At 70.6% G+C, this 21,350-nt stretch carries 17 protein-coding genes, 1 tRNA gene and 1 riboswitch; of the genes, 6 read left to right on the top strand and 12 right to left on the bottom strand.

Features of this window, described 5'->3' with window-relative positions; all coding sequences use genetic code 11:
* Nucleotides 1-299: 299 nt before the first annotated feature.
* Nucleotides 300-1,688 carry a cystathionine beta-synthase gene (locus ACZ5Y0_RS13590; protein ID WP_469128809.1) on the bottom strand — a complete coding sequence of 463 codons (1,389 nt, stop codon included), beginning with the start codon at nucleotides 1,686-1,688 and terminating at the stop codon, nucleotides 300-302.
* 148 nt (nucleotides 1,689-1,836) lie between these two features.
* On the opposite strand from ACZ5Y0_RS13590, the gene ACZ5Y0_RS13585 reads away from it, so the two are divergent.
* The 3 genes from ACZ5Y0_RS13585 (at nucleotide 1,837) to ACZ5Y0_RS13575 (ending at nucleotide 5,619) form a co-directional block, all read left to right on the top strand.
* Nucleotides 1,837-2,862, top strand: a complete 1,026-nt coding sequence (locus ACZ5Y0_RS13585; protein ID WP_469128808.1) for an SGNH/GDSL hydrolase family protein — start codon at nucleotides 1,837-1,839, stop codon at nucleotides 2,860-2,862.
* A 451-nt stretch (nucleotides 2,863-3,313) separates the two neighbouring features.
* Entirely contained in the window at nucleotides 3,314-4,534 is a 1,221-nt protein-coding gene (locus ACZ5Y0_RS13580; protein WP_469128807.1) for an acetyl-CoA C-acetyltransferase, read from the top strand.
* Between the two features lie 293 nt (nucleotides 4,535-4,827).
* A complete protein-coding gene (locus ACZ5Y0_RS13575; protein WP_469128806.1) occupies nucleotides 4,828-5,619 on the top strand; it encodes a hypothetical protein in 792 nt (263 codons plus the stop codon).
* A 29-nt stretch (nucleotides 5,620-5,648) separates the two neighbouring features.
* On the opposite strand, the gene ACZ5Y0_RS13570 is transcribed toward ACZ5Y0_RS13575, so the two are convergent.
* Complete coding sequence (locus ACZ5Y0_RS13570) at nucleotides 5,649-5,960, bottom strand: hypothetical protein (protein WP_469128805.1); 312 nt, start codon at nucleotides 5,958-5,960, stop codon at nucleotides 5,649-5,651.
* Nucleotides 5,961-6,064: 104 nt separating this feature from the next.
* Here ACZ5Y0_RS13570 and ACZ5Y0_RS13565 point away from each other — a divergent pair, with 104 nt between their 5' ends.
* On the top strand, nucleotides 6,065-6,295 hold the full coding sequence (locus ACZ5Y0_RS13565) for a DUF4287 domain-containing protein (protein WP_469128804.1): 231 nt from the start codon (nucleotides 6,065-6,067) through the stop codon (nucleotides 6,293-6,295).
* 101 nt (nucleotides 6,296-6,396) lie between these two features.
* Here the strand turns inward: ACZ5Y0_RS13565 and ACZ5Y0_RS13560 are convergent, their stop codons facing one another.
* The 3 genes from ACZ5Y0_RS13560 to ACZ5Y0_RS13550 form a co-directional block, all read right to left on the bottom strand.
* The gene (locus ACZ5Y0_RS13560; RefSeq protein ID WP_469128803.1) at nucleotides 6,397-7,311 is read right to left on the bottom strand and encodes a Bax inhibitor-1/YccA family protein; all 915 of its coding nucleotides are present in this window, start codon (nucleotides 7,309-7,311) and stop codon (nucleotides 6,397-6,399) included.
* A 236-nt stretch (nucleotides 7,312-7,547) separates the two neighbouring features.
* The gene (locus tag ACZ5Y0_RS13555; protein ID WP_469128802.1) at nucleotides 7,548-8,723 is read right to left on the bottom strand and encodes a 4-hydroxybenzoate 3-monooxygenase; all 1,176 of its coding nucleotides are present in this window, start codon (nucleotides 8,721-8,723) and stop codon (nucleotides 7,548-7,550) included.
* 183 nt (nucleotides 8,724-8,906) lie between these two features.
* A tRNA-Leu gene (locus ACZ5Y0_RS13550) sits at nucleotides 8,907-8,989 on the bottom strand.
* Nucleotides 8,990-9,382: 393 nt separating this feature from the next.
* Between ACZ5Y0_RS13550 and ACZ5Y0_RS13545 the strand changes: the two genes are divergently transcribed.
* Both ACZ5Y0_RS13545 and ACZ5Y0_RS13540 read left to right on the top strand, forming a co-directional pair.
* Nucleotides 9,383-10,153: an ABC transporter ATP-binding protein gene (locus ACZ5Y0_RS13545; protein ID WP_469128801.1), complete on the top strand. Its 771-nt coding sequence runs from the start codon at nucleotides 9,383-9,385 to the stop codon at nucleotides 10,151-10,153.
* A 149-nt stretch (nucleotides 10,154-10,302) separates the two neighbouring features.
* Nucleotides 10,303-12,831: an ABC transporter permease gene (locus ACZ5Y0_RS13540; RefSeq protein ID WP_469128800.1), complete on the top strand. Its 2,529-nt coding sequence runs from the start codon at nucleotides 10,303-10,305 to the stop codon at nucleotides 12,829-12,831.
* 66 nt (nucleotides 12,832-12,897) lie between these two features.
* Here ACZ5Y0_RS13540 and ACZ5Y0_RS13535 read toward each other — a convergent pair whose 3' ends face one another.
* The 7 genes from ACZ5Y0_RS13535 to ACZ5Y0_RS13505 all read right to left on the bottom strand — a co-directional run bounded on the left by ACZ5Y0_RS13535 (nucleotide 12,898) and on the right by ACZ5Y0_RS13505 (nucleotide 21,044).
* A complete protein-coding gene (locus ACZ5Y0_RS13535) occupies nucleotides 12,898-14,187 on the bottom strand; it encodes a class I SAM-dependent methyltransferase (RefSeq protein WP_469128799.1) in 1,290 nt (429 codons plus the stop codon).
* Between the two features lie 317 nt (nucleotides 14,188-14,504).
* Nucleotides 14,505-15,917, bottom strand: coding sequence for an NAD(P)/FAD-dependent oxidoreductase (locus ACZ5Y0_RS13530; protein WP_469128798.1), 1,413 nt, complete (start codon nucleotides 15,915-15,917; stop codon nucleotides 14,505-14,507).
* 451 nt (nucleotides 15,918-16,368) lie between these two features.
* Complete coding sequence (locus ACZ5Y0_RS13525) at nucleotides 16,369-17,310, bottom strand: Ppx/GppA phosphatase family protein (protein WP_469128797.1); 942 nt, start codon at nucleotides 17,308-17,310, stop codon at nucleotides 16,369-16,371.
* Between the two features lie 128 nt (nucleotides 17,311-17,438).
* The gene (locus tag ACZ5Y0_RS13520; protein WP_469128796.1) at nucleotides 17,439-18,017 is read right to left on the bottom strand and encodes a DUF501 domain-containing protein; all 579 of its coding nucleotides are present in this window, start codon (nucleotides 18,015-18,017) and stop codon (nucleotides 17,439-17,441) included.
* Between the two features lie 40 nt (nucleotides 18,018-18,057).
* Complete coding sequence (locus ACZ5Y0_RS13515; RefSeq protein ID WP_469128795.1) at nucleotides 18,058-18,537, bottom strand: FtsB family cell division protein; 480 nt, start codon at nucleotides 18,535-18,537, stop codon at nucleotides 18,058-18,060.
* A 182-nt stretch (nucleotides 18,538-18,719) separates the two neighbouring features.
* On the bottom strand, nucleotides 18,720-20,006 hold the full coding sequence (eno, locus tag ACZ5Y0_RS13510) for a phosphopyruvate hydratase (RefSeq protein WP_469128794.1): 1,287 nt from the start codon (nucleotides 20,004-20,006) through the stop codon (nucleotides 18,720-18,722).
* 330 nt (nucleotides 20,007-20,336) lie between these two features.
* Nucleotides 20,337-21,044: a transglycosylase family protein gene (locus ACZ5Y0_RS13505; protein ID WP_469128793.1), complete on the bottom strand. Its 708-nt coding sequence runs from the start codon at nucleotides 21,042-21,044 to the stop codon at nucleotides 20,337-20,339.
* 3 nt (nucleotides 21,045-21,047) lie between these two features.
* A riboswitch (cyclic di-AMP (ydaO/yuaA leader) is annotated at nucleotides 21,048-21,230 on the bottom strand.
* Nucleotides 21,231-21,350: the final 120 nt, after the last annotated feature.

Raw genomic sequence — 21,350 nt, 5'->3', positions numbered from 1 at the left:
GGCCTCGCGTCCAGGGCGTCGGTGGAGGTCCGGGAGCCGCTCCGGAGGTCCGTGACGCCGTTCTGGTGCCGGTGAGCGCGGGAAGACCTTCCCCCAGCGCCCGACGCCGAGGAGGTACCCCCGCCGCCCTGCCGACATCCACGAATATGCCGGACGCTTGTTAAGGGTGTGCTGCGCGGACGTGACGCGTTCGTACCTCTTCCGCGAAGTCCACCCTTCAGGTGGGCAAACGGAAGACCGTCGCCATAGGGGACGGTTCACCGCAGGTTCCCCGGTGTTCCGCCCCCCTGCGTCGGAAGCTACTTCCCGCCCTTGGCCAGGAAGGCCAGCAGGTCCTGACGGCTGACGACACCGGTCGGCTTGCCCTCGACGAGCACGATCGCCGCGTCCGCCGTACCCAGTACCGACATCAGGTCGCCGACCGGCTCACCGGAACCGACCTGCGGCAGCGGGGCGGACATGTGCTTCTCCAGCGGATCCTCCAGCGAGGCCCGCTTGCTGAACAGGGCGTCCAGCAGCTCGCGCTCGACCACGGAGCCGACGACCTCGGCGGCCATCACGTCCGGATGACCGGCGCCGGGCTTGACGACCGGCATCTGCGAGACGCCGTACTCCCGCAGCACCTCGATGGCCTGGCCGACGGTCTCCTCGGGGTGCATGTGGACGAGGGACGGCATGGCGCCGTGCTGCTTGTCGCTGAGGACGTCGGCGACGCGGGCGCTGGGGCCCTCGTCCTCCAGGAAGCCGTAGTCGGCCATCCACTCGTCGTTGAAGATCTTGCTGAGGTAGCCGCGGCCGCTGTCGGGCAGCAGCACGACGACGACGTCGTCCGGGCCGAGCCGCTCGGCGACGCGCAGGGCGGCCACGACGGCCATGCCGCAGGAGCCGCCGACGAGCAGCCCCTCCTCCTTCGCCAGCCGACGGGTCATCTGGAAGGAGTCCTTGTCGGAGACGGCGACGATCTCGTCGGCGACGGTCCGGTCGTAGGCGGTCGGCCAGAAGTCCTCGCCGACACCCTCGACGAGGTACGGCCGCCCGGAGCCGCCCGAGTAGACGGACCCCTCGGGGTCGGCGCCGACGACCCGGACGCGGCCTTCGCTGGCGTCCTTCAGATAGCGCCCGGTCCCGGAGATGGTGCCGCCCGTGCCCACGCCCGTGACGAAGTGGGTGATGCGCCCCTCCGTCTGCTCCCACAGCTCAGGGCCGGTCGAGTGGTAGTGGGAGAGCGGGTTGTTGGGGTTGGAGTACTGGTCGGGCTTCCACGCGCCGGGCGTCTCACGGACCAGCCGGTCGGAGACGTTGTAGTAGGAGTCCGGGTGCTCCGGGTCCACGGCGGTCGGGCAGACGACGACCTCGGCGCCGTACGCCCGCAGCACGTTGATCTTGTCGGTGCTCACCTTGTCGGGGCACACGAAGATGCACTTGTACCCCTTCTGCTGCGCCACGATGGCGAGGCCGACACCGGTGTTTCCGCTGGTCGGCTCGACGATCGTGCCGCCGGGCTTGAGCGCGCCGCTCTCCTCCGCCGCCTCGATCATGCGCAGGGCGATGCGGTCCTTCACGGAACCGCCCGGGTTGAAGTACTCCACCTTGGCCAGAACGGTCGCCTGGATGCCCTTGGTCACGCTGTTGAGCTTCACCAGCGGGGTGTTGCCGACGAGGCTGATCATCGAGTCGTGGAATTGCACCGTTGTCTCCGGTTGCTTGCAAAACAGTGGTCGTAGTGGTCACGCCAGCCTACGACCCCGGCCGCGACGTTCACTCCCCGTTGAGATTGACCGACGGTCCGTACGGGGCAAGGAGTGGATGTACGACACGAGGAGGTGGCGGCGGAGCATGACGAGCATGTCCAGGGCAAGAGTGGCCCGACGCATCGCGGCCGGGGCGGCCTACGGCGGCGGCGGCATCGGACTGGCCGGAGCGGCGGCCGTCGGACTGGTACTGGCGGAGATGCGGCTGGCCCGGCGCCAGGTCGGCAACGGCGCCCACCCGCACGTCCCCCAGGCGGACGGCCGTTACGGCCGCGCCTACGACACCCCGGGGACCGGCGTGCAGCCCCTCTGTCTGACGCTCCTGGGCGATTCCACGGCGGCGGGCCAGGGCGTGCACCGGGCCGGGCAGACGCCGGGCGCGCTGCTGGCCTCGGGGCTCGCGGCGGTCGCCGAGCGGCCGGTGGAGCTGCGCAACGTGGCGCTGCCCGGCGCCCGGTCCGACGACCTCGACCGCCAGGTCGCGCTCGTCGTGGGCGACTCCGCCACGCTGCCCGACGTCTGCGTGATCATGATCGGCGCGAACGACGTCACCCACCGCATGCCCCCGACCCTCTCGGTACGCCACCTGTCGGCGGCGGTACGACGGCTGCGCACGGCCGGCGCGGAGGTGGTCGTCGGCACCTGCCCCGACCTGGGCACGATCGAACCGGTCGGGCAGCCCCTGCGGTGGCTGGCCAGACGGGCCTCCCGCCAGTTGGCGGCCGCCCAGACGATCGGGGTCGTGGAGCAGGGCGGTCGCACGGTGTCTCTGGGCGACCTCCTGGGTCCCGAGTTCGAGGCGAACCCGGGCGAGTTGTTCGGCCCCGACCACTACCACCCTTCGGCGGAGGGCTATGCCACGGCCGCGATGGCGGTCCTGCCGACGGTCTGCGCGGCGCTGGGCCTGTGGCCGGCGGAAGAGGAACGCCCCGACGTCTCCCGCCGCGAAGGCTTCCTCCCGGTGGCCCGGGCGGCGGCGGAAGCGGCGTCGGAGGCGGGCACGGAGGTCACGGCAGCCATGCCGACAGGGCCCAGGGGTCCCTGGGCCCTCCTCAAGCGACGGCGCCGCCGCCGCGTCCCCGAACCGGAATCGACCCGCGTCCCCCGGTAGCCCTCTCCCGGGGCCGGGCCCCGGGAGACTCGGCCGGTGCCCGCGGCGGGGCGGTTTCCCCGCCCCGCCCGGGGCCTCTGCCGCGCTCGCGCGGGGCACCTCGCCGGCGACTCGGTGACCCAGGAGCGCCGGCCGGGCAGTTCGCCCGCCCGGACGTCCCCGGGGCGCCCGCCGGCGACTCGGTGTTCGGGGCACCGGTCGGCCAGTTCGCCCGTCCAGGGGTCCCCCTTCCGGTGAGTGCGACGCGGAGGCCCCTTCAGGACGGGCAGCCGGGGTCCGGGATGGGCAGCCGCGGACGGGGGCCGGGAGGGGCGGGCGGAGGGGAAAAAGCAAGCGCTTAGAAAACTGCGGCCAGGGTCACACCACGACACCAGTGACCTGGCCCATACGTACGGGTAACTTCCAGACCAGTCCCGCCAGGAAAACCACCCCGTATGCCAATGGAGCCGTGATGCCCGAAGCCGTCATCGTCTCGACCGCCCGCTCCCCCATCGGCCGCGCCTTCAAGGGCTCCCTCAAGGACCTGCGCCCGGACGACCTCACCGCCACCATCATCCAGGCGGCCCTCGCGAAGGTTCCCGAGCTGGACCCGCGGGACATCGACGACCTGATGCTCGGCTGCGGCCTCCCCGGCGGCGAGCAGGGCAACAACCTCGGCCGCATCGTCGCCGTGCAGATGGGCATGGACCACCTGCCCGGCTGCACGGTCACCCGCTACTGTTCCTCGTCCCTCCAGACGAGCCGCATGGCGCTGCACGCCATCAAGGCCGGCGAGGGCGACGTCTTCATCTCGGCCGGCGTCGAGATGGTCTCCCGGTTCGTGAAGGGCAACTCCGACAGCCTGCCCGACACGCACAACCCGTTCTTCGCCGAGGCGGAGGCCCGCACCGCGGCCGTCGCCGAGCAGGAGGGCACCACCTGGCACGACCCGCGCGAGGACGGCGCCGTCCCGGACGCCTACATCGCGATGGGCCAGACCGCCGAGAACCTGGCCCGCCTCAAGGGCGTCACCCGTCAGGACATGGACGAGTTCGGCGTCCGCTCGCAGAACCTCGCCGAGGAAGCCCTCAAGAACGGCTTCTGGGAGCGGGAGATCACCCCGGTCACCACCCCCGACGGCACGGTGGTCAGCAAGGACGACGGCCCTCGTGCGGGCGTGACGATGGAGGGCGTGGCGGGCCTGAAGCCGGTCTTCCGCCCCGACGGCATGGTCACCGCCGCCAACTGCTGCCCCCTGAACGACGGCGCCGCCGCGCTCGTCATCATGAGCGACACGAAGGCTCGCGAGCTGGGTCTCACCCCGCTCGCCCGCATCGTGTCCACCGGTGTCTCCGGCCTCTCGCCCGAGATCATGGGCCTCGGCCCGGTGGAGGCGAGCAAGCAGGCCCTCGGCCGGGCCGGCCTCACCATCGACGACATCGACCTGGTCGAGATCAACGAGGCGTTCGCCGCCCAGGTGATCCCCTCCTACCGCGACCTCGGCATCCCGCTGGAGAAGCTGAACGTCAACGGCGGCGCCATCGCCGTTGGACACCCCTTCGGCATGACCGGCGCCCGCATCACCGGCACGCTCATCAACTCCCTCCAGTTCCACGACAAGCAGTTCGGTCTGGAGACCATGTGCGTGGGCGGCGGGCAGGGCATGGCGATGGTCGTCGAGCGCCTCAGCTGAGATCCACACCCCCCGGCCGGTCACCCCTGGTAGCCGTCGGGACACCCGGCGTCACCCGACGGCCCGGAGTCTGGGAAGCACCTGGATTCCGGGCCGTTTTGTGATCCAATCTCCCCCAGGATGTGACCTATCTCCCTCCCCGGAGGGATTTACGCAGCTCAGAGCCGTTTCACCACCTGGGGCCGGGTCCAGTCTCCTGCCCGTTTCGTGACGTTACGCACTGACAGCTGGATAGTCCGCCCTTCAAGCTGATGTAGGAAGTCGGGGGTCGACTTTGAACCGGGAGTACGTCAGTGAGCGCCATGCCGATCGCCTTGCTGGTCACCACGGCCGCCACGGGCGCCGTGGGCGTCGCCGTGCTGCACACCCTGTGGCAGCTGCGCCGCCAGGTGGCGGCCCTGCACACGCAGCTCGCCGAGACCGCCGGGAGCACCGCCACCGGGGCGCGCGGCTTCGTCCCGGCCGCCCGCAGCGCGGCCGACACGGATGAGATACGCGCGGCGGTGGCCGCGGCCCTCGCCGAGGAGCGGGAGCGGGAGCTGGCCGAGGCGCGCGCCTTCTGGGCGGCCCAGGAGTCCCGTGACGTCTCCGACGCGCCCTCCCTGCTGGGTCTCCCGGACAGCGAGCTGTTCCTGCCCCGGCAGGCCGATTTCGTGGGCCTGGAGCCGGTGACCGAGCCCTCCGCGGACACCGACGAGTTCGCCGGCGACTCGCCCGAGCTGGCCGCGGCCCGCCGCCGTCACCCCTCCCACCCGGACTTCGTACCGGTCCAGTCACCCGTCGTGAACGAACACGAGCGCACGGTGTCCACGCTGGAGGAACTCGCCGCGGCCCGCGTGGAGCTGACCGATGTGCGACCGGGCCCGCTGGGCACGCTTGACGTCTACGTCTTCGCCGACGGCACCACCCTGTGCATGACCCCGGGCCACCGGGAGACCGCGGACCGCCTCGCGCGGGCGCTCATGGCCGGCGAGAGGCCGTACCTGTTGGGCGGCTCGGGCATCTCGGGCGCGTACACCCTGACCTTCGCCTGCGGCGAGGAGAGCGTCTACATCCTGGCGGACCGGGTCATAGCAAGCCTCTGAGGCACGTACGCCGGAGCCCGCGCCCCCCGTCAGACTCCAGCCCGCTTCTGCGCCTCCTCGACCAACCGCACGGCGTCGTCGACCTGGCCCTCGTCCGTGAGGACGAGGGCCAGGTCGTGCACGGCCACGGTGATCTGGTCGGCGGCGGCGAACATCCCGGCGTCGGGCATCTCCCGCGGTTCCGCGCCGGGCGCCTCCGCGAGCTGGGCGCGCCGGGCGAACTCCCTGGCCAGCCCCAGCGCCTCCGCCGCGGCGCCCCGCTGAAGCCGACTTTGCGGTGCCGCTCGCAACCGGTCGGCGAAGTGATCCACAGCCTGCGTCAGACGCTTCGTATCCACCACGCCGCGAGCGTACGCGCCCTGCCGGGACTGTTGCCAACGGGCGAACGCTCGGGCACGGTGACCTGAAGGACCGGCTTACATCCCTTTTGCGTCCGGAGGCGCCGATGTCCCACGTCCTCTCCGAGGAGACCCACCGCAACATGCTCGCCCGCATCCCCCACTGCACCGGTCGTGAGGTCGCCGACTGGCTCCGCACCGTGGAAGAAGGCCCCTCCCTCTTCCGCTTCGAGGAGAAGGTGAGCTGGCTCCGTCACGAGCACAACCTCGCCTACGGCCACGCGAAGGCGATCGTCCACGAGTACGACCTGAGGAGGGCCGCGCGCAAACTCCGGTAGCGCGCCCGCACGACACCACACCGGACCCGCACACGACGAAGGGCCCCGGGGGTGACCGGGGCCCTTCGTGGCGTCGGCGCGTCGGTGCCGAGACGCTCGCGCTAGTCGCTGCTGTTGAGGATGGACAGGAGTCGCAGGAACTCCAGGTAGATCCACACCAGGGTCAACGTGAGGCCGAAGGCGGCGAGCCAGGCCTCCTCGCGCGGGGCGCCGTAGGCGACGCCGTCCTCGACCTGCTTGAAGTCCAGGGCGAGGAAGCAGGCACCGAGGATGATGCCGATGACACCGAAGACGATGCCGAGGGCGCCGCTGCGGAAGCCGAGACCGTCACCGCCGCCGAAGACGCTGAACAGCAGGTTCACCGCCATCAGCAGGACGAAGCCGAGCGCGGCCGCCATCACGAAGCCGTAGAAGCGGCGGTTGACGCGGATCCAGCCCGCCTTGTACGCCACCAGCACGCCGGCGAAGACCGCCATCGTGCCGAGCACGGCCTGGGCGACCACCCCGTCCGCGATGTACGTGGACACCGCGCTGGAGATCACGCCGAGGAAGACGCCCTCGAGGGCGGCGTACGACAGGATCAGCGCGGGCGCCGGGCGGCGCTTGAAGGACTGGACGAGCGCCAGCACCATCGCGACCAGACCGGCCCCGACGCCGATGGCGTAGGACTTGTTGAGGTTCGCCTCGTCGACGGGCAGCAGCAGCCAGGACAGGACCGCGGTGACGACCACGGTGCCGAGCGTCGTCGCGGTGCGCGCGACGACGTCGTCCATGGTCATGACGCCGCCGGTGGTGACCGGGGTCTGCGGTGCGCCGTACTGGACGTCCTGCTGGGCGTAAGGGTTCTGCGCGTAGGGGTTGCCGGTCGGCTGAGCGGACGGGCCGCCCTGCGCGTACGGGTTGCCCTGCTGCGTGCCGACAGCGGGACCCCCGGCCTGCGGCGCGGCGTTGAAGCCCGCGTAGCCGTTGTCGCGGCTGAACCCCCGTCGCGAGAAGACCGGGTTTCTGCTCCTCATTTCACTCCTCCATGGCCACACAGCGCGGCCTTGCCTCAAGAGTAATAGGTAGGCAAAGGATTGGCCCTAGTGCTTGGGGAGGATCTTTCCCTTGTCGTAGTGCGCAACACGCTACTTCGATCTCCGATTCCCGGCGGCGGGGACTCCTGTTCATGACCAAGCCGGTACCCGCCCGGCACCGGCCGGTGATCATCCGCTGACGCCGCCCCGCATTCGACGCGACCCCACGGGCGCCGTCACTCGAACGGGAACCCGGTGTAGGCCTCCGCGAGGTCGGTTGCCGCGGCCCGGGAGGAGGCGATCCGTTCCAGGCGGGCGAGCTGGAGGCGGTCCTCGAAGGGGGTGGCACCGGGGGCGCGGTGCAGGAGGGTCGTCATGTCGTAGGAGAACCGCTCGGCCTGCCAGACGCGGCGCAGGCAGGTCGCCGAGTAGGCGTCCAGCAGCTCCGCCGACCCCGTCCGCCGCTCGTGGAGGAGGGCGCGGGCGAAGGTGACGACGTCGCCGACGGCCAGGTTCAGCCCCTTGGCGCCGGTGGGCGGCACGATGTGGGCGGCGTCACCGGCGAGGAAGAGGCGGCCGTGCCGCATGGGCTCGTGGACGTAGGAGCGCATGGGGGTGACCGACTTCTGGGTGATCGGGCCGCGCTCCAGCGTCCAGTCGTCGTCCGTCTCGAGGCGGCGCTCCAGCTCGGTCCAGATCTCCTCGTCGCTCCAGGCCTCGGCGTCCGTGCCCTCGGGAACCTGGAGGTAGAGCCGCGACACGGACGGGGAGCGCATGGACAGCAGGGCGAAGCCGCGGTCGTGGCGGGCGTAGACCAGCTCGTCGTGCGAGGGCGGCACGTCGGCGAGGACGCCGAGCCAAGCGAAGGGGTACGCGCGCTCGAAGACACGGGCCGGCCCGGCGGGTATCGCCCTACGGCAGACGCCCCGGAAGCCGTCGCACCCGACGACGTGGTCGCACTCCAGGGCGTCCTCGCGCCCCGCATGCCGGAACCGCACGCGCGGGTGGCCGGTGTCCGCCCCTTCGACGGCGAGCGCCTCCGCCTCGAACAGCAGGGGGCCGCCCTCCGTCAGCTGGAGGGCGATGAGGTCCTTGCACACCTCGGTCTGGGCGTAGACGGTGACCGAGCGGCCGCCGGTGAGGGCGGGGAAGTCGACGCGGTGGCGTCTGCGGTCGTACCGCAGCTCGATCCCGTCGTGGCGCAGGCCCTCGCGGTCCAGGCGCTCTCCGGCCCCGACGGCGCGCAGGACGTCCGCCGTGCCCTGTTCCAGGATTCCGGCGCGCTGGCGGTGCTCGACGTAGGCCCGGTCACGGCTCTCCAGGACGACGGAGTCGATGCCGGCGTGGTGCAGCAGCCGGGCGAGGAGGAGGCCGGCGGGGCCGGCGCCGATGATGCCGACAGTGGTGCGCATCGGGCGTTCCCTTCGGACGGGCGTCATCGCCGGGTGCCTGAGCGTTCGCTTGGTGAAGTTTCCTTCACCCCACGTGGGACGTGAGTCTGCGCGTGTCTTCCTCAGGTGTCAACGGGCCGGGCCGGGGGCTTCGAGGCGCGCGACGAAGAGTCGGCGAACGACGGGCCGCCGCGAGACGGGAGGTGCCCGGAACCGGACTTGAACCGGTACGCCCGCGAGGGGCAGCGAGGTTTAAGCTCGCCGTGTCTGCATTCCACCATCCGGGCAGGCCATGGGCTCCACGTCGAAGTTCGAGCCTATCGGGAGGCGTCGGGCCAACAGGGGCCGGGCGGCCCGATGTTGTCTTATTTTATTGAGGCCTGAGGGAGCATCAGACCCGGAACGGCCCATCCGCACGTGCCAAGAGCCTCATGCGCGGCGTCGGCCGGTGCATACGGAATGACGGAATTTCACCGTAAGAACGAGGGTGCTCCACCGGTTCTCGACGAACGGTGGCCTCAGGGGTGTCTGTCATCCCCTGGTATGACACGGCGCCCCGTGGTCCCTCCGAAGTCTGCCCCCGGAACGGGAACAGCGACTGACTACACGGCGCCGGTCGGCCGAGAGGATGGGGCGAGTCCCGAAACGAACAACGCCGTCGTCCCGACAGGAGCCCCTCCGTGACCACCACGCCCCTCGCCGACCGGACCACCGCCGTGGCCGCACGTGCCACGGATCTGTCCAAGATCTACGGACAGGGCGAGACCCAGGTGGTCGCCCTGGACCAGGTCTCCGTCGACTTCCGGCAGGCCGAGTTCACGGCGATCATGGGTCCCTCCGGCTCCGGCAAGTCCACGCTGATGCACTGCGTGGCCGGGCTGGACACCTTCTCCTCCGGCTCCGTGCGCATCGGCGACACCGAGCTGGGCTCCCTGAAGGACAAGCAGCTCACCAAGTTGCGCCGCGACAAGATCGGGTTCATCTTCCAGGCGTTCAACCTGCTGCCCACCCTGAACGCCCTCGAGAACATCACCCTCCCGATGGACATCGCCGGCCGCAGGCCGGACAAGGAATGGCTGGACAAGGTCATCCGGATGGTCGGGCTCGCCGACCGGCTGCGCCACCGCCCCTCGCAACTCTCGGGTGGCCAGCAGCAGCGCGTCGCCGTCGCCCGCGCCCTGGCCTCCCGGCCGGACATCGTCTTCGGCGACGAACCGACCGGAAACCTCGACTCCCGCTCGGGCGCCGAAGTCCTCGGTTTCCTCCGCAACTCCGTGCGCGAGCTGGGCCAGACGGTCGTCATGGTCACCCACGACCCGGTGGCCGCGGCGTACGCGGACCGCGTCGTGTTCCTCGCGGACGGCCGGATCGTCGACGAGGTGTACGGCCCCACCGCCGAGTCCGTCCTCGACCGGATGAAGCAGTTCGACGCCAAGGGCCGCACGAGCTGACTTCCGGTCAGGACCGACGACAGGACCGACACGGCCGACGGCCCCGGCAGGGCCGTCACGGCCGACGGCCCCGGCAGGGCCGTCACGGCCGTCGGCCCGGCAGGACCGACAGCACCGGCAGACCGGCAGCACCGAGAAGAAGAGAACCCATGTTCCGTACCGCCCTGCGCAACGTCCTCGCGCACAAGGCCCGGCTCCTGATGACCGTGCTCGCCGTGATGCTCGGCGTGGCCTTCGTGTCGGGGACCCTGGTCTTCACCAACACCATCTCCGACGCCTTCCAGAAGAGTTCCGCCAAGGGATTCGACCAGGTCGACGTCGCCGTCACGGCCGAGTACCAGGAGGACGAGGGAGACCGCATCGGCAAGACTCCCGAGCTGACCGGGGCCCTCCTCGACGAGAGCGCGAAGGTGCCCGGCGCCGAGTCCGCCATCGGCGTGGTCGGCGGTTTCACCGCGATAGCCGACAAGGACGGCAAGCTCGTCGGCGACGGCTTCCAGTCGCAGGGCGGCAACTACTGGGGCGACGAGGACCCCCGGTACGCGCTGAAGGAGGGCACCGCCCCTCGGGGCCCCGGCCAGGTCGCCCTCGACTCCGAGACCGCCCGGCGGGCCGGCTACCAGGTCGGCGACACCGTGCGCCTCTCCGTGGACGGACCTGTCCTCACCCCGAAGATCACCGGAATCTTCACCACCGACGACGGCAACGTCGCCGCGGGCGGCAGCCTCACCCTCTTCGACACGACCACCGCCCAGCAGATGTTCGGCAAGACCGGCACCTACGACGAGATCGACGTCAAGGCCACCGCCGGCACCTCGCAGACCGCGCTGAAGGCCGCCCTCGACAAGGCGCTGCCGAAGGATCTCGTCGAGACCACCACCGGCGAGCAGCTCGCCGACGACCAGGCAGAGATGATCTCCGCCTCGATGAGCGGCCTGAAGCAGGGGCTGCTGGTCTTCGCCGGCATCGCGCTGTTCGTCGGCACCTTCATCATCGCCAACACCTTCACCATGCTGGTCGCCCAGCGCACCAAGGAGCTGGCGCTGCTGCGCGCGGTCGGCGCCTCCCGGCGGCAGGTGACCCGCTCGGTGCTGATCGAGGCGTTCGTGGTCGGTACGATCGCCGGCCTGACAGGTCTGGTCGCGGGCGTCGGCATCGGCGCCGGACTGCGCTCGCTGATGGGCACGCTGGGGGCGACCGTGCCCGAGGGCCCGCTGGTCGTCTCCCCCGGCACGGTGGCGACCGCCCTCGTCGTCGGCGTGGTCATCACCATGCTGGCGGCCTGGCTGCCCGGCCGCCGGGCCGCGAAGATCCCGCCGGTCGCCGCGATGAGCAGCGTGCACGCCACGGCGACCACCAAGTCGCTGGTGCTGCGCAACACCATCGGCGCCCTGCTCTCGGCGGCGGGTGTCGCGGTGGTCCTCGCGGCCACCACCATGAACGGCTCCGACGGCCAGGCCCCGATGGGGCTCGGCGCGGCCCTGCTCGTCATCGGCGTGTTCGTGCTGACCCCGCTGCTGTCCCGCCCGCTGATCGCGGCCGCCTCGCCGGTCCTGCGGATCTTCGGGGTGTCCGGCAAGCTGGCCCGGCAGAACTCGGTGCGCAACCCGCGCCGTACGGCCGCCACGGCCTCCGCGCTGATGGTCGGCCTCACCCTGATCACCGGTATGACGGTGATGGCGGGCAGCCTCCAGAAGTCGATCGACAAGATGGCGTCGGCGGCGATCAAGGCCGACTACGTGGTGTCGATGGCGAACGGCAACGGACTCTCCCCCGACGTCGAGAAGAAGCTGAAGGCGACCGACGGGGTGGCCGTCACCAGTCCGCTGCGCAACGCCCCCGCCCGCATCGACGGCCAGACCGAGTACGTCACCGGCGTCACCGGCTCCGCCATCGGCGAGCTGACCGACGTCACGGTCGACGACGGCGCCTTCGAGGTCGGCGGCAACCGGGTCGTCGTGGACGACGACACCGCCAAGTCCCGTGGCTGGAAGGCCGGTTCAAACTTCACGGTGTCGTACGAGGACGGCGGGAAGCAGCAGCTGACGGTGGCCGGGGTCTACCAGGGCAACGAGATGATCCAGGGCATCATCCTGGACAACACCGCCCTCGCCCCGCACCAGGACGACCCGACCGACATGCAGGTCATGGTCAAGACCTCCGGCGGCGCCTCGGACGCGACGAAGGACAGGCTGGAGAAGGCTCTCGGCGCCAACCCGGCCATCAAGGTGCAGAGCAAGCAGGACCTCTCCGACGAGATCGCGCGGATGTTCACGCTGATGCTGAACATGCTGTACGGCCTGCTCGCGATGGCCGTGATCGTGGCGGTGCTCGGGGTCATCAACACGCTGGCGATGTCGGTGTTCGAGCGCTCGCAGGAGATCGGCATGCTGCGGGCCATCGGGCTGGACCGGCGGTCGGTGAAGCGGATGGTGCGGCTGGAGTCGCTCGTCATCTCACTGTTCGGCGGGGTGCTCGGCATCGGGCTCGGCGTGTTCTTCGGCTGGGCGGCCGGTGAGCTGCTCGGCACGTCCATGGCGACGTACGAACTCGTCCTGCCCTGGGGGCGGATGGCCGCGTTCCTGGCGCTGGCCGGCGGCGTGGGCGTGCTCGCGGCGCTCTGGCCGGCGCGGCGGGCGGCCCGGCTGAACGTACTGGCGGCCATCAAGTCGGAGTAGGAGGAGGGCGGCTCGGGGCCTCGTCGGCTACGTCGACGGGGCCCCTTCCGTTTCCGCCGGGGTCAGTCAGTTCCAGGTGCGGGAGCGCAGGGGCAGGCCGGAGGTGCCGGCGGGCGGGGTGCGGACGGCCAGGACCTGGTTGACGCCGATGCGGTTGTGCTCGAAGGCGAGCGCGGAGGCCGCCATGTACAGGCGCCAGACACGGGCCCGGCCCGCACTGGTCAGCTGCACCGCCCGGCGCCAGTCGTCCTCCAGGCGGGCCACCCAGCGGCGGAGGGTCAGGGCGTAGTGCTCGCGGATCGACTCCACGTCACGAACCTCGAAGCCCGCCCGCTCCAGTTGGGAGACGGTGGAGCCCAGGGGGGCGAGTTCGCCGTCCGGGAAGACGTAGGCGTCGATGAACTCGTTGACCTGGTAGGCGGTTTCGTCGCTGTGGGGGCGGCGGGCGATCTGATGGTTGAGCAGTCGGCCGCCCGGCTTGAGGAGGGAGTACAGGACACCGGCGTACTCCAGGTACTTCTCGGCGCCGACGTGCTCGGCCATGCCGATGGAGGAGATCGCGTCGTACGGCCCGTCGGTGACGTCCCGGTAGTCCTGGACACGGATCTCGACCCGGTCGGTGAGGCCGGCGTCCGCGACGCGTTTGCGGGCGTATCCGGCCTGCTCCTGGGAGAGGGTGATGCCGACGACGCTCACGCCGTGCTCGCGGGCCGCGTGGATCGCCATCGAACCCCAGCCGCAGCCGACGTCGAGCAGGCGCTGACCCGGCGTCAGCCCGAGTTTGCGGCAGACGAGTTCGAGTTTGTCGCGCTGGGCGTCCTCGAGGCCGGCGTCCGGGTCGGGCCAGTAGGCGCAGGAGTACACCATGGACGGCCCCAGGACGATCTCGTAGAAGTCGTTGCCGACGTCGTAGTGGTGGCTGATCGCCCGCCGGTCGGTACGGCGGGTGTGGAGGTGGGTGGTGCGGCGGACCTCCTCGCGCGGCGGGGCGGGCGGCAGCGGAGGTCCGGCCAGTCTCAGCAGCCCGCGGACCGCGGCCCGGAAGCTCGGGTCGCGCAGGGCCTCGGTGAGGGGACGAGCGTGCTCGTCGCGCTGCCAGACCTGGCCGGAGATGAGGTCGAGGGCCGTGTACAGGTCGCCCTCGACGTCCAGGTCGCCGGCCACCCAGGCGCGGGCCAGACCCAGCTCACCCGGCTTGAAGAGGAGCCGGCGAATGGCTCTGCGGTTGCGTACGACCAGGGTCGGCGCGTCGGGCGGGCCGGCCTGCGAGCCGTCCCAGGCTCGGACCCGCAGCGGGAAGGGGGCCCCCAGCAGTTGTTGGACGAGGGCATGGAGCCGCGGCGCGGCGTCTGCCATGGTGCATACCTCCGTGACGGTGATCCCGGATGTCCTGGCACCACGTAAACACCTGCGGGGCGTCGACGCAGTCCCCTCCGGGGGTAACGTCTGTGCAAACCATCCGACCGGGTCCCGTTCCGCCACACGGCTCCGCCCCGGACCCCGGGCTCGCCCACCCGGCCCGCCCGACTCGGCCGGTCACCGGCCACCGGCCACCGCCACGGGGCTCCGCCCCGGACCCCGGCGGACGGCCGGGAATATCCGGGCATGCCGAAGGGGCCGCCCGCACCACGGATGGCGGGCGGCCCCTTCGGGGGTGTTTCCGTGGCCGGAGGTCAGGAGGCCTTGGCCTTCTCCGACTCGGTCTTCCCGGCCTTCTCGGTCTGCTGCGCCGCCGGCTTGGCCGCTACGGGGGCCGGCTTCGCGGCCTCGTAGAACTCCTCGCGGGGGGACTCCAGCGCGCCGAGGGCGACGACCTCGCGCTTGAGGAACATGCCGAGCGTCCAGTCGGCGAAGACGCGGATCTTGCGGTTCCACGTCGGCATCGCCAGGCCGTGGTAGCCGCGGTGCATGTACCACGCCAGCCGGCCCTTGAGCTTGATCTTCATCTTGCCCATGACGATCATGGCGACGCCCTTGTGGAGGCCGAGGCCCGCCACCGCACCCTTGTTGGCGTGCGAGTACTCCTTCTGCGGGAAGCCCCGCATACCGGAGATCACGTTGTCGCCGAGGACCTTGGCCTGACGGAGCGCGTGCTGCGCGTTCGGCGGGCACCAGGCGTTCTCGACACCGGCCTTGCGGGCGGCGATGTCGGGGACCTGGGCGTTGTCGCCGGCGGCCCAGATGTAGTCGGTGCCCTGCACCTGGAGCGTGGCGGCCGTGTCGACGTGACCGCGGGGGCCCAGCGGGAGGCCGTAGCGCGAGAGGACCGGGTTCGGCTTGACGCCGGCGGTCCAGACGATCGTGCTGGAGTCGACCTCCAGGCCGTTCTTCAGTACCACGTGACCGTCGACGCAGGAGTCCATCGAGGTGGAGAGGTAGATCTCCACACCGCGGCTCTCCAGGTGCTCCTTGCCGTAGGCGCCCAGCTTCGGGCCGACCTCGGGGAGGATCTTGTCGGCGGCGTCGACGAGGATGAAGCGCATGTCCTCGCGGGACACGTTCTTGTAGTACTTGGCCGCGTCGCGGGCCAGGTCCTCGACCTCACCGATGGTCTCGGCGCCGGCGAAGCCGCCGCCGATGAAGACGAAGGTGAGCGCCTTGCGGCGGATCTCCTCGTCGGTGGTGGAGTCGGCCTTGTCGAGCTGCTCGAGGACGTGGTTGCGCAGGCCGATGGCCTCCTCGATGCCCTTCATGCCGATGCCCTGCTCGGCGAGGCCGGGGATCGGGAAGGTGCGGGAGACCGCGCCGAGGGCGATGACCAGGTAGTCGAAGGGCAGCTCGTACGCCTCGCCGACCAGCGGGGCGATCGTGGCGACCTTTCGGTCCTGATCGATGGTGGTGACCCGGCCGGTGAGGACCTCCGCCTTGGGCAGCACGCGTCGCAGCGGGACGACGACGTGGCGCGGGGAGATGTTTCCGGCGGCGGTTTCGGGGAGGAAGGGCTGGTAGGTCATGTACGACCGGGGGTCGACGACCGTGACGGTCGCCTCGCCGTAGCGCATCTTCTTCTGGATACGCCGAGCTGCGTACAGGCCTACGTACCCACCGCCTACTACGAGGATCCTGGGACGCTCCGTGGTGCTCATGCCATCGAGTATCCACCCGTCCGAGGGGGGTAGCTCGTGCGCCCCTTCACAAGCTTCATCGGGGTGTGTGCTATCCTCCGCCGCTCACGTGATCCACGTCATGGTGCGCGACGGGAACCGGTGTGCATCCGGTGCCGTTGTCAATGCCGCGTGAGCTGCCTCTCCGGGCTTGCGGGTGCCGAGTGAGGGCTTCGAAACACCCCTCGGGCAGCCCCCGCGAAAGGTCCGCGCCTTCCGCTTTTGAACGTGTTCACCCGCCTATCGGGACCCCGGAAGGGTCAACCGGACCCTCTTCGCCCTCGGACGGGACCGTTTTCCTTGTGAAGAACTTCACGAAGTTTTCCGAGGGGGTGTCACCGAGGGGCGCGTCCCGGCCGGATCGAGCCCCTCGATCACGCTCAAACGGTGTCCCACCTGCTCAGCGGAGACCCCGGGTGGGCAGGGGGTACGGCTACGCGACGGACCAGGCGATGCCGTCGAGGATGTCGTGTTCGCTGACCACGACCTCCTCCGCCTCGATCCGCTCCATGATCGACAGCAGCACCAGCGCGCCCGCGGCGATGACGTCGACCCGGCCCGGATGCATCGACGGGACCGCCGCGCGCTCGGCGTGGGTGGAGCGCAGCAGCCACTCGGTGATCTCGCGGACCCGGTCCCGCGACACACGGGAGTGGTGGATGGCCCGCGAGTCGTACTCCGGCAGTTCCTGCGCGATCGCCGAGACCGTCGTGACCGAGCCGGCCAGACCCACCAGCGTGTGCGCCTCGCGCAGCGGGACCGTGCGCTCCGCGAGGTCCAGGGCCGCCTCGATGTCGGCCCGCATCGCCGCGATCTGCTCCTCCGTGGGCGTGTCGGTGACCGCCCCGCCCACGACCAGGTGCCGTTCGGTCATCCGCACGCAGCCGACGTCGACCGAGCGTGCCGCGCGCACCCGGTCGTTCCCGACGACGAACTCGGTCGAGCCGCCGCCGATGTCCACCACCAGATAGGGCTTCGTCAGGTCGTCACGGCCCGTCAGTTCCCTGGTGGCGCCGGTGAAGGAGAACTCCGCCTCCTGGTCGCCGGAGATCACCTCGGGCTCGACGCCCAGGATGTCCAGCACGCCGCGCACGAACTCGTCCCGGTTCTCGGCGTCGCGCGAGGCGGAGGTGGCCACGAAGCGCAGCCGCTCGACGCCGTGTTCCTTGACGACCGCCGCGTACTCCCGGCATGCGGCGAACGTCCGCTCCAGCGCCTCGGGAGCGAGCCGCCCGGTCCGGTCGACCCCCTGCCCGAGTCGCACGATCGTCATACGCCGGTCCAGCTCGACCAGTTCACCCGTTCCAGGGTGAGCGTCGGCGACGAGCAGTCGGATGGAGTTCGTACCGCAGTCGACGGCGGCGACGCGAGTCATGAGCGATCCCTTCTGGGCGGGGCGATCGGCCCCGTCCGGCGTTCGAGGCGGGGCCGGGCAGGCCGGAGCGGGGGCCAGGGGCGGCAGCCCCCGGGGGTGACAGGGAGAGGGGAGGGGCGGGGGAGAACTCACTCCCCCGCCGGCACCACACACGCTCCCTTGGACCACCACCGCGGCAGCATGCCGAGCGCCTCGTCCCCGAGCGGGTTCACCCCCGGCCCCGCTGCCAGGGAGTGGGCGACGAGAACGTGCAGACACTTCACGCGGTCCGGCATCCCTCCCGCGCTGGGAAAGTTCTTCAGCTCCTCGATCTCGTCCCGCCGCCGCACATAGTCCTCGTGCGCCGCGCGGTAGGCCGCCGCCAGCTCCGGATCGGTCCGGAGCCGTTCCGTCATCTCCTTCATCACGCCGTTCGCCTCCAGCGTGCCGATCGCCGAGTTGGCCTTCGGGCACGTCAGGTAGTACAGCGTCGGGAAGGGGGTGCCGTCGGGGAGGCGGGGAGCCGTCTCCACCACGTCCGGCTGGCCGCACGGGCAGCGGTGGGCGATCGCGCGCAGTCCGCGCGGCGGGCGTCCGAGCTGCTGCTTGAAGGCCTCGACGTCGGCGTCGGTGGGCTCGGTGCGGGGAGTGGTCGGCAGTTCGGAGCGCTTCAGCTCGGAGCGCTGTCCTCGAGGGGTGGTGGCCGGGTGACGGGCGGGCGTTTCCATGCCTGTACGAAAGTCTCTCTGTCAGTTCATCGGTCGCAGTTCATCGGTCGCCGGCGGCGTCGGACTTGTCGACGGCGTCCCAGACGTTCGAGTACCAGGGGCGGTCGGCGGCCCCCTGGTCGGCGCGGGACTGCTGGGCGGCGTCGGGGTCGATGACGATGTAGCCCGTCTCCCCCGGCATCACGTAGTGCAGCCGCAGCCGGATCTGCTGTTCGGCGTAGGCGTCGTCCTGCCAGCGTGCCTTGAGGTCGCGCAGTCGTTCCACCCGTTCACGGGTCTGCTCCCGCTCGCGCTGGAGATCGGCGATCTCGGCGCGCTGGGAGACGTACTGCCGCATGGGGTAGGCCAGGGCCACGATCAGCGAGCACAGGACGAGCGCGAGCAGGGCCGCACGGCCGGTGAGGCGGGAGCGGCGGGCCTGACGCCTGGTCTGGGACCGGTAGACCCTGGCGGCGGTCTGCTCACCGAGCAGTTTGATCCTGGTCGCGGTGGAGAAACGGTCCCGGTCCTTCACGGCCATGTCGTCCCCGCCTCCCGTCTCACACGTGCGTACGTCCCCGGACACGGTACGGGACCGGTACGGGGACGTACGTACGACTGGCTCGGGACGGGCCCTCAACGGCTCAGCCGGGCCGACTCGACCCTGTTCGGCTCAACCCTGTTCGGCTCAACCCTGTTCGGCTCGACCCTGTTCGGGTCGGCTCAGCCCTTGAAGCGGGGAAAGGCGCTGCGGCCGGCGTACACGGCGGCGTCGTCGAGGATCTCCTCGATGCGCAGCAGCTGGTTGTACTTGGCCACGCGGTCCGAGCGGGCCGGGGCGCCGGTCTTGATCTGGCCGCAGTTCACCGCGACGGCGAGGTCGGCGATGGTGACGTCCTCGGTCTCGCCGGAGCGGTGGGACATCATGCACTTGAAGCCGTTGCGCTGGGCCATCTCGACGGCGTCCAGGGTCTCGGTCAGCGAGCCGATCTGGTTCACCTTGACGAGCAGGGCGTTGGCCGAGCCCTCCTCGATGCCGCGGGCCAGGCGCTCCGGGTTGGTGACGAAGAGGTCGTCGCCGACGATCTGGACCTTGTCGCCCAGCTTGTCGGTGATGACCTTCCAGCCGGCCCAGTCGTCCTCGTACAGCGGGTCCTCGATGGAGACCAGCGGGTACGCGGAGACCAGCTCCTCGTAGTACTCGGTCATCTCGGCGGCCGAGCGGGACTTGCCCTCGAACTCGTACTTGCCGTCCTTGTAGAACTCGGACGCGGCGACGTCGAGCGCGAGCGCGATCTGTTCGCCGGGGACGTAACCGGCCTGCTTGATGGCCTCGAGGATGAGGTCGAGCGCGGCGCGGTTGGACTCCAGGTTCGGGGCGAAGCCGCCCTCGTCGCCCAGGCCGGTGGACAGGCCCTTGGTCTTCAGCACCTTCTTGAGGGTGTGGTAGACCTCGGCGCCCCAGCGCAGGGCCTCGGAGAAGGACTCCGCGCCGATCGGGGCGATCATGAACTCCTGGATGTCCACGTTGGAGTCGGCGTGCGAGCCGCCGTTCAGGATGTTCATCATCGGAACGGGCAGCAGGTGCGCGTTCGGGCCGCCCAGGTACCGGAAGAGCGGGAGGTCGCTGGCCTCGGAGGCGGCGTGCGCGACGGCGAGGGAGACGCCGAGGATGGCGTTGGCGCCGAGGGAGCCCTTGTTGTCGGTGGCGTCCAGGTCGAACATGGCCTGGTCGATCAGGCGCTGCTCGGTGGCGTCGTAGCCGACCAGCTCCGGGCCGATCTGCTCGATGACGGCCAGGACGGCCTTCTCGACACCCTTGCCCTGGTAGCGGTTGGGGTCACCGTCGCGCAGCTCGATGGCCTCGAAGGCGCCGGTGGAGGCGCCGGAGGGAACGGCGGCACGACCCGTGCTGCCGTCGTCGAGGCCGACCTCGACCTCGACCGTGGGGTTGCCTCGGGAGTCCAGGATTTCCCGGGCTACGACGACGTCGATGGACGGCACGAGCATCTCCTTCTTGGGATGTGACGCTGGTTGTGCGGGGCACGAGCGGGCCATGACGAGCCCTTGCTGAGCCTTGCGACTAGAGCCTAACCGCCTCGGGGCGTCGGTCGGCCGACCGACCGTCCCGTGGACAGGGAGACGGTACCCATTGTTTCCGTCCGGAACAAAGGGGGTGGCCCACAGAAGGTGGCCGACCCGAAAGGAAAACCCCGCTCCGGTGCGTACGGGGGAACACGCACCGGAGCGGGGAGACCGTGGGGACGGGGTCACCTCACGAGGCGTTCGGCGTGGCGGCCTCGGCCGTGAGGGGGCGGCGGTCCGGCCGGGGGCCGGATGTCACTTCAGGTGCAGCTGCTGACCCGGGTAGATGAGGTCGGCGTCCTGGACGATGTCCTTGTTCAGCTCGAACAGCTCGGCCCAGCCGCCCTTGACGCCGTGCGCCTGGGCGATGGAGCTGAGCGTGTCGCCCTCGACGACCTTGTACTCGCCGTCGCCCTTCTTGACCTTCTTGCCGGTCGGCGTGGTGACGGTCTTCTGGGACTTGGCGGCCGGACGCTCGGCGGAGCGGGAGGCGCTCTGCTGCTCGGTGGAGCGGGTGGTGGTCTCCGAGGAGCCGCTGGACGAGGAGCCGCCGGTGGACGAGCCGGCGGAGGACGAGCCGCCGTTGTACGCGGCGCCGGACAGGCCCACGCCGCAGACCGGCCAGGCACCCTTGCCCTGGCCCGCGAGGACCTTCTCGGCGATCTGGATCTGCTGGGACTTCGAGGCCTTGTCGGCGGTGGCGGCGTACTGCGTGCCGCCGTACGCGGCCCAGGTGGAGGCGGAGAACTGAAGGCCGCCGTAGTAGCCGTTGCCCGTGTTGATGGACCAGTTGCCGCCGGACTCGCACTGGGCGACCGCGTCCCATTCGGAGGCGGTGGCGGCGGAGGCGTTGCCGGCCGCCATGAGCGGGGCGGCTATGGCGACGCCGGTGACGCCGGCGAGCGCGGCGACGCGGGTGGCCTTGGACGGACGACGGTGCTTGCCCTTGGCGGAAAACAGCATGGTGGATCCCCTCACCGACGCCTGCGAGGTGAGCTGTCGGGTTCGGGCCGTGTGAGTTGCCCGGCCACTCGTCCCCGGGAGCACTGCTCCCCGGGAGGTGTGGCTTCACCCCAAGCCGCTCCGGTCAACTGCCCGGTACGGCACTTACCTTGGGTCCCCCGCTCCTGCCTACGGCGCTTACGCGACGACTGTTCCCGGGCCGCCACTGGCAGGATTCGGCGTTGCGGCGGCCGGGGCTCGGGTTGCCGAGCGGTCTCGACCGTAGGCACGCGCTCGGCGGAATTTCAAAGACGATCACGTCTTCTG

It is taken from the genome of Streptomyces sp. NPDC033216, from assembly GCF_055577115.1.
This window is presented reverse-complemented; position numbering and strand designations above follow the sequence as displayed.